Here is a 12,612-nt window from a genome sequence, read left to right on the forward strand (position 1 = left end):
AATCAATTACAGCTTAGTGCATTACCCAGATTCCGCCAGCCAATACGGAGAGAACCGTGATAAACGTTTGATACACCACATCCATAATGAGATTCCCGATACTGTCTCCATCTGCCTTGCGATTTTTAATCATGACATAAGTATGTGACCAAAGACCACTTAATCCGTATATGTACATCGTTACCAATACACCCACCCAAAAGTTCCCCTGGAACCAGATGGCCATAATCCCCATAACTCCAAGCCCTACCTGGGAAAAACCGTATTTAACCTGAAATGGTCCACCAGGCCATCCTAACATTTTGGCTGTCTGATCCGCTCTGGCAATGTTGACAACATAACCAATCACTCCAACCAATCCAAACGTAACCACAAACTGATGAAGCAGCAATACTCTGCTAATCTCGCTCATTTCCCCGGGAAAACCTAACACATATAGGTGTACTCCCCCTGAGATTAGACCTAACAACCATAGAACCAAAAACCACATGCCTGTCCCACTCCCGCCGTTTGTTATTTGGAATCATTTGTAACTAAATGTACAATCTTGTAGATACACACATTATATAATCGCTTTTACATTTGTCAATTAATACATAATTTTCTATTTTGTCGAAGCTTTTGTCATTTTTATTCTTCTGTACGCAAACAAGAAAACCATATAGTTCCATTTAACTTGAAAATAATAGGAATTAAGCCCTATTATTACATTAAAAGGTTTGAAACCTACTTCTTTTTTAACGCTTCAAAAGAACCACAACTCATTTATTTGACATAGGTGATAGTTCAATTATCATCTACGATTACAGGATAACAGCAACGATCAATTCACATATGATATAAAAGAATTGACATCCGATCACTTTGTAACTATTATAGTTACAACGGTGGTGATTATCCCATGAGACAAATCAGCAGTCGCTTTTCCATTGCGGTTCATACCCTGTCCCTGATCGCTGTTATGCCTAATGAATGCACCGGAGATGTGATCGCGCAGAGTGTGAATACAAATCCAGTGATTATTCGGCGGATTATGTCCAAGCTGAAACAGGCTGGTCTGATTGACGTCAGACCCGGTGTGGGCGGTGCTTCCTTGTTGAAAGATCCGGCTGACATTACCCTTCTTGATGTATATCGAGCGCTTGAGGTCGTGGAGGATGGGGAATTGTTTAACTTTCACAAACATCCGAATCCGAAATGTCCGGTCGGCAACATGATTGAACACACTTTGCGTGCCGAACTCATTGAGGCTCAGACAGCCATGGAACAGCGCTTGAATCGTGTAACCATACAGCAGATGATGGATCAGATTCATGTCTCTGAATAAAAAAAAGCTCATAATGAGCTTTTTTTAACCCTTTCGTTGTAATCACACCTGTTATAACATTTTTGATTACATCTATATGCAACCAACAACACATACCCTAGGAGGAAAAGAAAATGAAAATTTTGGTTACTGGCGCAACAGGTCAATTGGGTTCACTGGTTGTAGAAGCATTGTTAAAAACGGATTCTGCCAAGGATGTGGCAGTAAGTGTACGTAATCCCGAGAAAGCGGAAGCACTCCGCACCCAAGGCATTGACGTGCGTCACGGTGACTTCGATCAACCGGAGACGTTGCAGAAAGCTTTTGCCGGTGTAGACCGCCTGTTGCTCATCTCCACCGATGGTGACAATGAAACGCGTATTCGCCAACATCAGGCTGCCATTGACGCTGCCAAGAGCGCAGGTGTGGGTTTCATCGCTTATACAAGCGTTGTGAATGCAGAGGAAAATACCCTTTCCCTGGCGGAAGTTCACCGCGCTACAGAAAAAGCTATTCGTGAATCCGGTATTCCGTATTCCTTCCTGCGCAACAACTGGTACCTGGAAAATGAAGCAGGCAGTGTGCAAGCCGCTACACAAGGCGCACCTTGGGTTCATGCCACCAATGACAGCCAAGTAGGCTGGGCTACCCGCAGTGATTATGCCCATGCTGCAGCAGCTGTACTTGCAGGCGAAGGACATGAGAATACCGTATATGAATTGTCCGGCAAACTACGCACGCAAGCTGAACTGGCTGCCATTGTTGGTGAAGTGCTTGGGCAGGAAATCAACGTGCAGAACGTGGACGATGCCGCTTACGCTGACATCATGAAAGGTGCAGGTCTACCGGACTTTGTCGTATCGATGCTTGTTGATATGCAAAGTGCCATCCGTGAAGGCGCATTGGCTGTAGAAAGTGATACATTAGAGAAATTGCTTGGCCGTCCGGCTCAGCCACTTAGCGAAGGTATTAAAGCGATTGTAGGCAAGTAAGTTTTGAATATAAGAAAGGGACACACCAACAAATGTTGGATGTGTCCCTTTCTTGTGTAGCTAGAGATCAATACAATGATATTCCCGTTGTAAGAATGACCGTACACTCACCCGTTGATTGCGACTGCTGTAATTCGAGATAGGTATTTATGTTTTCCACAACAGTTCATCACTCATTGTACACTGCTCACTGCTCAAGAATATAACGTGCGGGAATATGATCGGCCAGCCAGATATTTTCGTTTCCATGATAAAAGAGGATTCCATCTGTGGCCGCTTGAGCAGCATTGATTTTCAAAATAACAGGCTGATCATCCCGTCTTCGTCCCACCTGATTGGCCGTATCGATATCTGCGGACAGATGTACATATTGCCTTTGCCGCGGCTGTAAGCCATGTTCCATAATAGAATTCACTGCGCGTGCCGGAGTCCCATGGTACAGGGTTTCCGGTGGCTCAGCAGATAACTTCGATATCTTATGGGGTGTCGAATGTCCATACAATGCCCGGATACGGCCAGAACGGATTTCATGTCTCTTTTTCTCCGAGGCTTGGATCATCTGCTCCAGATCGGCTTGCGTGACTTCCTTCCACTGCGGACTTTCATGTAAAGCCACCAGCAATTGCGAGATTTCCACCCAACCCTCTTCATCCAGTTCCAACTCATACTCCCATGGTGCATGTCGCAGAGCGTATGAGAGTTCTTTGCTTAATTTCATCAGATCCAATGCAATCATCTCCCACATCTAATAAAACCCGTATATTACTGCGATTGAACCGCTGTTAAAATCTCCTGAATGTTACGTTCCAATCCTTCATCGTCTTCCTGATTGAATTGGCGGTGTCCATCAATCCCACGTTGGATAATCGTATTCATCACCGGATGAACCTCACGATCGGAAGCCACACGAATCAGATCATCGGCAAAATCAACCGCCTGCTGTTCACTATAATTAAATGGTTTAATCAGCATCCGAATGCTCAAGGCATGGGCCTGCGGCTCTGCTAGCTGATCCCGATGAGTGATGCCATACACCGCGCCAAAACCAAAAGCAGCCATTACCTGACGCTCCAGTTCAGTCGTCTGTTCCAATGGCGTGCCAATCAGCTCACACATTTTGTCCACCATCTGCTCCAGCTCGTTTGCTGCCGCAGCCAGAATTACGTCATTAATATCGTCAGCGTTGATAAAATCAGTCATATTGGTTTTCTCCATTTCTGCACCGTATTTGATCCATTCTCTCAGACTCTATGAGAACATTGTATCGGAGTTGGGGTGTTCGTTTCAAACCACTCATATGTCGTCGACACTTCTCTTAGTCTTATATTACCCTTATATAAGGGAAGTCGCTTGTGATTTGAAGCGATTTTTGGCGAGCCTGAGCGCCTTGTCCTTTTCACCATGATCCATATAGTACTGAAACAATATCTCTTCATAACGTTCAGCGAGATACTGGGAACCAAGTTCACGATAATAAGGAAGAATTCGCTCTTCTATCATTTCGTAATACGTTTGCTCCTGCCCTTGTAAAATGACAGACTGGAGTTCCAATTCCATATAACTTGCGTCTGAAATAAGTTTAGAATTGCGCAAGGCTTCCAGAGACATGTCCAACAGCTTGTTTGCAGGAATGAGGTTACCCAATCTATTCGATTCTATGTAATTATTGAGTACCATCAGGTATAACGGTTGTTTCTCCGGAATGATATCAAGCGCTTGTCTGTACCAGTAAGCAGCATCCTCATATTGCTTCCGCCGGTTATATTCATAACCCAGATTGTTCAACAGCTTGGCTTTTCGGTCAGGGAGCCCACAATCATCACTAATCCGAATCAGATTCTCATATCTGCGTTTCGTCTCAGGAAAATCATGATACTCACGGGAATTGAGCTGAACCAGCATAATGGTTTCGGTGTCAATGATCCGCACCATATTGAGCGTTTTCCGAAAATGCTGAATAGCTTTCTCAGCGTAATAGTACGACGTAATATTCGAATATATCGAGTGATATGCCAGAGACAAATGATAGAAGTACTCATGATTCGTATATTTGGACTGATTAATTGAAGTTAACGTCTCAATGGACTTGCGATAATGTCCTGTAAGGAAATAATAAATCCCCATCACATGGTGATAAAAATAATGTTCATATGAATGCTCCGATTCATCAGGAATTTCAACTTCGGCTATAAGTCTCTCGGCTTCATTGATATTATTCATAAACAAGTAAAATCGGATCCGCAGCAAGTCATAGGATAAACGCAAATCAGGTATACCTTTTAACGGTTCTTCTTCCAACTTGTCTTTGAGACGAATAGCTTCAGCTGTTCTCTGCATAATAATGGCCTCTTGCCATGAATCCAGAAGATCGTTCATTTGATGATATCTCGCTACTTCTCTTGCCATATCAATACATAGTCGATCACAGAGCATGTCCATAATTTCTTGTGAATACTCTGTCATTCCCCGTTCAATTTTGCTCAGATGTGTGACTGAACAGATCCCTTTCACCAGTTCGCCTTGAGTTCGTCTACTTTTCTCCCGGTAAAATTTAATAATCTTCCCTTCAATCATCACTACACCTCGTTTTAATCCATCATTTTATTCCTAATTATAGGGTTCGAATATGGACTCTGCCAGTTATATATTGGAGTCTGACATACTTGGGAAGAGAATTTCAGGAGCTTAACTAAGTAAAATAACAATAAAATAAGAGGCCCCTCTAATGTTAGAGGAACCTCTTATCCTTGTACTTCTTATTTCAGCAGCGCAAGTAAATTGTGAACCGTTTGGGCCGTTTCGGCACGAGTAGCACTATTTTGGGGTTTGAATTTCCCGCCAGTAGAACCTTTCATTACACCAAGCTCGGAAGCTTTCGCCACAGCTTCTTTTGCCCAAGATGCAATGTCTGCTTCATCCGTATAACCGGCAACAGCCGACTGGGTATCGTTTGATTGGGATTGATATTCGTATGCTCTCATTATGAGCACTGCCATTTCTTCACGTGAAATGGTTTGGGTCGGAGCAAACTTATCATTCGCTATTCCCTGAACCAAACCTGCTTGATATGCAGCTGCAACGCTGTCTGCATACCAGGCATCCTTACTAACATCACCAAATGGCAATTCGTTACCTTTCACCTCTAAACCAAGAGTTCTCACGATTAAAGCAGCGAATTCGGCACGAGTCGTTTGACCTTGTGGATCAAACGCGGTCTCTGTTTTGCCTGTCAGCACATGTTTCGCCGAAAGAGACTTGATTGCTTTACTTGCCCAATGCGTTGGTACCACGTCTTCGAAGGATTTATCGTAAACGAACGGTGCATACATGCCCATATCAGACAATTGGGAAGTAACGGTACCCTTCTCTTCATCTACAATCCCACCTGCGTAATCCCATTGATCCGCAGATGAATGTTCATGATACATTCCAATCAGATCGCTGTTTAACATTCTGTCGTAATGGAGTGTCAGTGAAAAATCTTCAGGAAGCGAGGACAGAGATAATTTCTCACTGGAAACCTGGAGATACAGTTCAACTTCATAAGCAGCACCTGCGGTTGTCCACGTAAGACCTTGTTTCGTTTCTGGTGCTTTCACATCTTGTTTCAATATATCCAAAATGATCTTGCCCCCAGCAGCACCAGAACCTCCTTTGGTCTGCAGTTCTTTCAATACGCTAGATGGAATGGTGAGCGATAATACACCTTGCTGAGAAATTGTGAGTGAATTCGCACCCAACAAGTCCCCCGCATTAACAGGCAACTCAATTTTCTTACCAACTGTAATATCCACATCTGCGGTACCGTTTGTCACAGCTTTCAATTCTTTTTCTGTAATGACCTGATTTTGGCTTGGATCTGGGTCTGTGGTTGGTGCAGGTGTTGGGACAGGTGCAGGGGTCGTAGAAGATCCGCCGCCACCGCTATTTCCAGAACCACCCCCATTGTTACCAGAACCACCATTATTCATTTCCTGAATTTTATTGAGGAAGTACCCTAAGTCTTTGTCCCCAATTTGCAAAACAGGCTTCTTGGTAGAATAGTTAGCAGTCATTCCAAAGTTATTTGTAATATAATTCACTTCGGCGTCTCCTACAGAGCCATCCTGGTCAATATCGGCGATCTCATCCGAAGTATGATAATGTTTCGTTACAAGCTCCATGTCATAGATATCGATGACTCCATCCCCATTAATATCTCCTGCATACGTAAAGTCTGACGAATTCATTTGATTAATGCCATAATATTCGCCATCAATCGTCTTGCTCAGAACCACTGCCAGCCTGGAAGGTAAATGACCCGGAACTCGTGTGTAGATGGTCGTCATTTCTCCTGTTGCCGGAATCCCATCGATCAGGAACTCACCATAATTTTGCACAGTCCCCTCATATTTCTCACCGGAAGCCGTCTCGGCATAAACTTCAATGCCCATTGCCGAATAGTCATTTTCAAAATCCAGATACTCTCCATCGACCATAAAAGCTTCCGGACGTACAAAACCATATGTTCTCGAGGATTTGGAGATCACTTCATAACTGTCTGTGTTAAACGCGGTTAATGCCAATTTCTCTTCGTTCTCTTTCATGCCAACAGTCGTGTATTTCACTTCAAGAAATGGTACGTCACTTTTCTTAAAATAGAATTCATCCTTCGGTACATCAAAGACAACATGGAACAAATCAAGATCCCCTGTGATTCCTTCAAAGGACCCACCTGAGATGGATGCCTCAAAGCTGAGTTCTCTTTGGTCCACTACAGGCTCACTGATTTTCACTTGAGCACCTGTGGCATCCAGTAATGCCTGCAGCTCAGGCGTTGGCTCAATCCGGTTAAATTGTTTATAGTCATACATCGATTCCAGGGTAAACGAAATACCGTTTAACTTCTCGACATTGTTCAATTGAATAGTTTGGGTAATTGTATCTCCTTTACGCACTTGTTCTTTGTCATATTTGCTGGTCACATAAGGTTTACCTTCGGAAATAAAACCATAGCGGTGGTCCTTGACGGGATTGGCCGCTGTACCCACATCCAATCCAAAGAGTCGAAGTTCGTAACCATTATCATATTCTTCTTTGGTAATACCAAAAGATATATTTCCTTCTTTGGAAACAGGCAAATCACCGGAATAAAAGGGACTGCCATTCTCGTAGAAAATGACACGATTGGAGGATTGATCATAAGCCGTGATCCCATTATCAACAAAGGTTTGGATGGTTGAATCGATAGCTGTGCCATCATACCAGACGCCCTGTCCACCTTCCCTTTCCGTCAGCATACTATCATTGAGTTCGTGTACACCAGGCTCAATACCCAAATCAATCTCGGGGGCTGTATTGTCCACAACTACCAATCTTTCGGATGAATACTGCTTGGCGTCCGAATCTGTACCGATGAATTCAAGTGTGTAGTTGCCCTCAGGGACAAATCGTGCAACGTTGGAGATCTCCCCGTTGTCAATCGGAAATGCATAACCTCTAAACACATTCAGGATCAGATATTCCACTCCCGGTAGCAGGGACTGCGAATTCAAGGTACCTACAAACCCGATTTCCTCGCCGGTTTTGCGATCCTTCAGCAATACATCCACAGAGTCAATGGGACTTCCCAATTGAATAGCACTCAGTGTAATACGATTCAGGAACTGATGGAAAGGAGTATCGTTTGTGATGGATGGTGGAATCAGTTCCACCGAAGTTATACCCTTTTCGCTAATACGGATGGAGAATGGGATCTGAATATGATCCGCCGCATTTTCCGTATCCAGATATACATATCCTTCATAACGACCACTTGGCGTGTCCTGTGGTATATCCACTGAAACAGTCATCTCTTCCGTACTTCCGCCACTTACAGTAATGGATTCTGGAAGATGAACATTTAAGTTCATATCGTTTAACAGCTTCATGGAAGTGTTATACGTTTTGGCACCGTCCCCTTTATTCTCGATCTTAACTGTTCGGCTGTCAGATACGATTCCCTGGTCGTTTTCTTCCAAATATGCACTATCAAATACGATGGAACCTGTAATTTCATCAATAAGGATGGATTCGTCATTCGAGAAGTGAATCGTTTTATCCTGAACTTTGGCAAATACAGATGTGTGGACTGCCCGGTACGGATCTACTCGGCCTGCACCTACTTCATATACGGAATAATTCCCGTTCAGATCAACAGCTGTATTCATAAGAGCAGTCTTCACATCAAAAGGTGTATATTCTTCATGTGCCTGAAGCATAAGTGCAGCAATACCTGCCATATGCGGGGTTGCCATGGAAGTACCCGAAATTCGTGCATAGGCAATATTATAATTCTCACCCGTATGATCATTCACAAATACAGGATAGGTTGAAAAAACAGCTACGCCCGGTGCAACGATATCGGGTTTAATATCATCATTCACGGCGGCTGGGCCTCGGGAACTGAAATCGGCCAGTTTATTCCCTTCCGTAACGGTTTGGCCTGCTGCGCCAAAGGTGACCGTCACACCGTTCAACTCTTTTAGTTTTTCTCCAAGCTCTCTCATCATTTGGAATGTAGGAATATACCCGTTCATTTCACCCAGATAATTAGGGATTGTTCCTTCAACATTGTTATAAATGATTGCTGCTGCCGCCCCTGCTTTTCTTGCGTTGACAATCTTGGCATCGAGTGCAATATCTCCCCGAGCGATTAGGGCCACTTTGCCTTGTACATCAATACCTTCAAAATCAAAAGCATTACCAAGCCCTGCATAAACAAGTTCGTAGGTTTTGCCTTCAAGCGTGGTCAGATCGTCAGCAAAATCTTTACCAAACAGTGTTAACACCTCAGTAAACGTTGAAGCAGGTACTTCTTTTGTTGGCGCTTCTTCTCCTGCTACAGGTGTTTCATCTTCTTCTGCTGGCGCTTCTTCTTCAACTACAGGTGTTTCTTCTGCTGCTGGTGGTGCTTCTAATTCTGCATCAGGTGCATCTTCTACTGATAGTGGAGTTTCTACATCTGCTGCTGGTGTCTCTTCTTCTGTTGCCGATGCTTCTACATCTGCTGCAGATGGTTCTTCTACTGTTGGTGAAGTTTCTTCATCCACTATAGGTGTTTCTTTTTCCTCTGCCGATGCCTCTTCTTCTACTGCAGGTGTTTCCTCACCCCGAATAGGTTCTTCTTCAATTACAGGTGTTTCCTCTGTCTCTCCCGCACCTGGATTGTTATACACATCCAGAGTCACTGTAGCCGTAGGAATAGTTAACGGGACATCGGAAGCACCAATCGTAATGGCCAGCGCGCTCGCGCCTGGTGTACCTAACGTACCTTCATTGGGTCCATCATTACCTGCCGCAACCATACTCACCACGCCTTGCAGCATCGCATTATTCAGTGCAATTGAAGAAGGATCCAGCGGATCATTCGTGGCTGCCCCTAAGGATAGATTGATAACATCAAGTTCATCTTCAATAGCCTTGTCAATTCCGGCAATAATGCCACTCATCTCACCACTTCCACCAGGGCCAAGTACACGGTACACATATAAGTCTACGTCTGGAGCGACACCTTTTACAGCATGCCCCACATCATTTTTGGCCTGCCCAGCGATGGTTCCCGATACGTGTGTTCCATGGGAAGTATAATAATCTTCTGCTAATACACCTTGCTCCTTATAGCCCGAATTCTCCCAATCTTTATAGGTCGTCTCCATCGGGTCTGCATCGTTATCAACAAAGTCCCATCCTTTAACTGTCGTTGGATCTACTTGCTTTGGATCCTCACCCGCATGAGCGCGATACCCTTTATACGCCCCTGTTAAATCCGGATGATTATAATCAATTCCGGTGTCCAGTACACCCACTTTGATTCCCTTACCAGTGATACCCTCTTCATGAAGTTTGTCGATTCCGAGATATGGCACACTATCAGCCATTCGAGGTTGTATTCCGGATGCAGATGCAAATTCACTTGATGTGTCTGTTTCTGGCAGATCAAGTACCACTTCCTGGTCAGCCCATACTTTTTTCACAACTCCGGATTTCATCAGATCTTCTACGGCTACGCCAGGGACTGTTAACGCAACACCATTTAGTGCGGTTTCATACTCCTGAGTGATTTGGATCGAGGCAGCATCATAAGATAGCCCTCTCTTCTGCTGCAAAGACTTAATGTGCTGCTTGAATTGCTGATGATTTTGTTTTACTCTGCTTGCGGCCGTAAGCTCTGACAACTTCTCATTTTTTAGTCCAGCCCGTTTCAAGGCAACGGCAGCGGGTTCGCTATTGAATTGGATGATCACTTTGACCAAATCGTTACTTTTGGTATTCACCTTGGAGTCGATCACTTCACCATCCATGACTTGAAGCTGATTCAAAGCTTGTCTTTCCTCTGGCGTCAGTGATTGAAGAATGGACTTAGCGCTTTCACTCTGCTGCAGAGGACCATAAGAAGGTGCTGCGTAAGCAGGTAAGGAGAACATGGAAGACAACATGACTCCTGCTGCTACTAAACCGGATAACCATCGGGTTGATTTTCGTTTCATTTTATACCTCCTGCGATTTACGATCAGATTAGGCTTATCGTATTCCGCAGCGTAGGGGATGTAAATTGGGGTAATTGAGTATGTTAATAGAAGAATCAGTTTGTTACCCTTCGGAAAAATTTACATATAAATAGACCGAATTATCTAATTTAGTGACTTTATTTAACAAATTCAGGATTCTATTCTTTTATTCACAACTGAATTTGATAAACAAGTTTCTTTAGACCTAAAATCACTTTCGAAAATGAAGAGTTTTTTCAAAAATAAATTACTTTTTTTGTTATTTTTTGATTGGATTCAATTAAATATCTGTTAAAAAACGCGAAAAAAGCTTACACCATTGTTCTAAACAGAACGAGACATGTAAGCTTTTTTAACGTATATCTCGAATGGATGGCATTGGTAAAGAATGATGTATTCTATAAGCTATAAAAGAAAACAAGCCAGTTCGCCCCATATGTAAGGGGAAGAACTGACTTGTTTATGTTTTACACCTATTTAACAGCTATGCTTTCATTTAAGCGTCTCTAAACATAGGTCATGACTGCTTACGCCGTCTCATGTTGCTTTTTCGACTCCACTTCATAGACCTGCGTATGTTCATTCTCGGCTAAAGACCATTCCACTGTACCTGGCTTGCGCACTTTCCATACCCAGGCTTGAATTCGCAGCGAGCTTCTGACCCAAGCTAAAGAGGCACAGCGTTTCTCAGAACGAACCGTCAAACCCCAATGAATAACACGAGCGAGCCAAGGATTCACATACTCATTATGTGAGCGAACTGATGGTAATTCATCTTGGAACAACCGCTGTTTCACGTCCATAGGGGGTTGCCCGCATGTCCAATAATGGAGCAGAGCTGCCAAACTATAGATGTCCGACATCGGTCCCTGACTGGATTTCTCCGAATAGAACTCCAGCGGAGAATAACCTGCCGATGTAAATATCACCTGTTTCTCTCCGGATTGCATAGGCCAACGGGTAGCTGAGCCAAAGTCCAGAAGTTTGGGTGTACCATCCTCCATCACCATAATGTTGGAAGGTTTCACATCCCGGTGAAGAATGCCTTGCTTATGTATGTAATCCAATGTATCCACCAGTGGAAGCAGCGTCTCTGTTATGAAGGCAGCATCAAGAGCATGGTTGTGTTCATTCAGATACTCGGTCAATGTGATTCCCGTGCAGTATTCCATAACCAGATACCCCGTATCATTTGCTTCAAAATGATCCAAATACGAAACAATATGAGGATGATCCAGTTTCGATAACAGTTCACCTTCGAGCAGAAATGCAGCCAGTAACTCCTGATATTGCCCACCGTATCCTCGCGAAGAGCAGAACACCCCACGCTTGTCTGCCTGACGTTCAGCCAGTCTCTGTGGGAAAAATTCCTTAATGGCTACCTTGGCACCCGTATTACGATCTCGCCCTGCATATACAATAGCCAACTCACTGCTGGCTAATACCTGTCTTACCTGATATGTATCATTTATAATCACATTGCGCTGCAATGCCATTTTACAATTGTCTTTTCTCATAACAGACCTCTTTTCAACCTTGTCGATCGGAAGACTTTCCGCGTAAATGCATCATTTGGTTCAACCAGTCAGCAATTCATCGCCAACTATACATATAAACCAAATGATGCAATTTGAAACACCTTAACGCGAAATATTTAAATATTGATGATATCAAGCCTTCTACGATCCACTGCTAATCCCTATCCACACTATTCTATAGAAGAAAAGGACTCTCTTATATAGAGTATCGACAGAAGGATGTAATTACTTAATTAAACTGGAGAAAA

General features: G+C 43.6%; 8 protein-coding genes. 2 read left to right on the top strand and 6 right to left on the bottom strand.

Annotation, left to right across the window (positions count from 1 at the left end):
- Positions 1 to 13: 13 nt before the first annotated feature.
- On the bottom strand, positions 14 to 490 hold the full coding sequence (locus V6669_RS21985; RefSeq protein ID WP_026080959.1) for a DUF6790 family protein: 477 nt from the start codon (positions 488 to 490) through the stop codon (positions 14 to 16).
- A 411-nt stretch (positions 491 to 901) separates the two neighbouring features.
- Here V6669_RS21985 and V6669_RS21990 point away from each other — a divergent pair, with 411 nt between their 5' ends.
- A complete protein-coding gene (locus V6669_RS21990) occupies positions 902 to 1,327 on the top strand; it encodes an Rrf2 family transcriptional regulator (protein ID WP_036668516.1) in 426 nt (141 codons plus the stop codon).
- A gap of 113 nt (positions 1,328 to 1,440) precedes the next feature.
- Entirely contained in the window at positions 1,441 to 2,298 is an 858-nt protein-coding gene (locus V6669_RS21995) for an SDR family oxidoreductase (RefSeq protein WP_338588056.1), read from the top strand.
- Positions 2,299 to 2,485: 187 nt separating this feature from the next.
- Here V6669_RS21995 and V6669_RS22000 read toward each other — a convergent pair whose 3' ends face one another.
- The 5 genes from V6669_RS22000 to V6669_RS22020 form a co-directional block, all read right to left on the bottom strand.
- Positions 2,486 to 3,025 (bottom strand): RNA 2'-phosphotransferase, encoded by a 540-nt coding sequence (locus tag V6669_RS22000; protein WP_338588057.1) that lies wholly within the window; start codon positions 3,023 to 3,025, stop codon positions 2,486 to 2,488.
- Positions 3,026 to 3,060: 35 nt separating this feature from the next.
- A complete protein-coding gene (imm48, locus tag V6669_RS22005) occupies positions 3,061 to 3,498 on the bottom strand; it encodes an Imm48 family immunity protein (protein ID WP_338588058.1) in 438 nt (145 codons plus the stop codon).
- A gap of 132 nt (positions 3,499 to 3,630) precedes the next feature.
- Complete coding sequence (locus V6669_RS22010; RefSeq protein WP_338588059.1) at positions 3,631 to 4,872, bottom strand: transcriptional regulator; 1,242 nt, start codon at positions 4,870 to 4,872, stop codon at positions 3,631 to 3,633.
- A 182-nt stretch (positions 4,873 to 5,054) separates the two neighbouring features.
- On the bottom strand, positions 5,055 to 10,805 hold the full coding sequence (locus V6669_RS22015) for a S8 family serine peptidase (protein ID WP_338588060.1): 5,751 nt from the start codon (positions 10,803 to 10,805) through the stop codon (positions 5,055 to 5,057).
- A 548-nt stretch (positions 10,806 to 11,353) separates the two neighbouring features.
- Entirely contained in the window at positions 11,354 to 12,343 is a 990-nt protein-coding gene (locus tag V6669_RS22020) for a serine/threonine-protein kinase (protein ID WP_338588061.1), read from the bottom strand.
- Between the last annotated feature and the right edge of the window lie 269 nt (positions 12,344 to 12,612).

It is taken from the genome of Paenibacillus sp. Y5S-9, from assembly GCF_036894235.1.
Classification (GTDB): Bacteria; Bacillota; Bacilli; order Paenibacillales; family Paenibacillaceae; genus Paenibacillus.

Coding starts and splice junctions, on each gene's coding strand:
- V6669_RS21985 (WP_026080959.1), bottom strand. CDS start 490: ATGTGGTTTTTGGTTCTATGGTTGTTAGGTCTAATCTCAGGGGGAGTA.
- V6669_RS21990 (WP_036668516.1), top strand. CDS start 902: ATGAGACAAATCAGCAGTCGCTTTTCCATTGCGGTTCATACCCTGTCC.
- V6669_RS21995 (WP_338588056.1), top strand. CDS start 1,441: ATGAAAATTTTGGTTACTGGCGCAACAGGTCAATTGGGTTCACTGGTT.
- imm48 (WP_338588058.1), bottom strand. CDS start 3,498: ATGACTGATTTTATCAACGCTGACGATATTAATGACGTAATTCTGGCT.
- V6669_RS22010 (WP_338588059.1), bottom strand. CDS start 4,872: ATGATTGAAGGGAAGATTATTAAATTTTACCGGGAGAAAAGTAGACGA.
- V6669_RS22015 (WP_338588060.1), bottom strand. CDS start 10,805: ATGAAACGAAAATCAACCCGATGGTTATCCGGTTTAGTAGCAGCAGGA.
- V6669_RS22020 (WP_338588061.1), bottom strand. CDS start 12,343: ATGAGAAAAGACAATTGTAAAATGGCATTGCAGCGCAATGTGATTATA.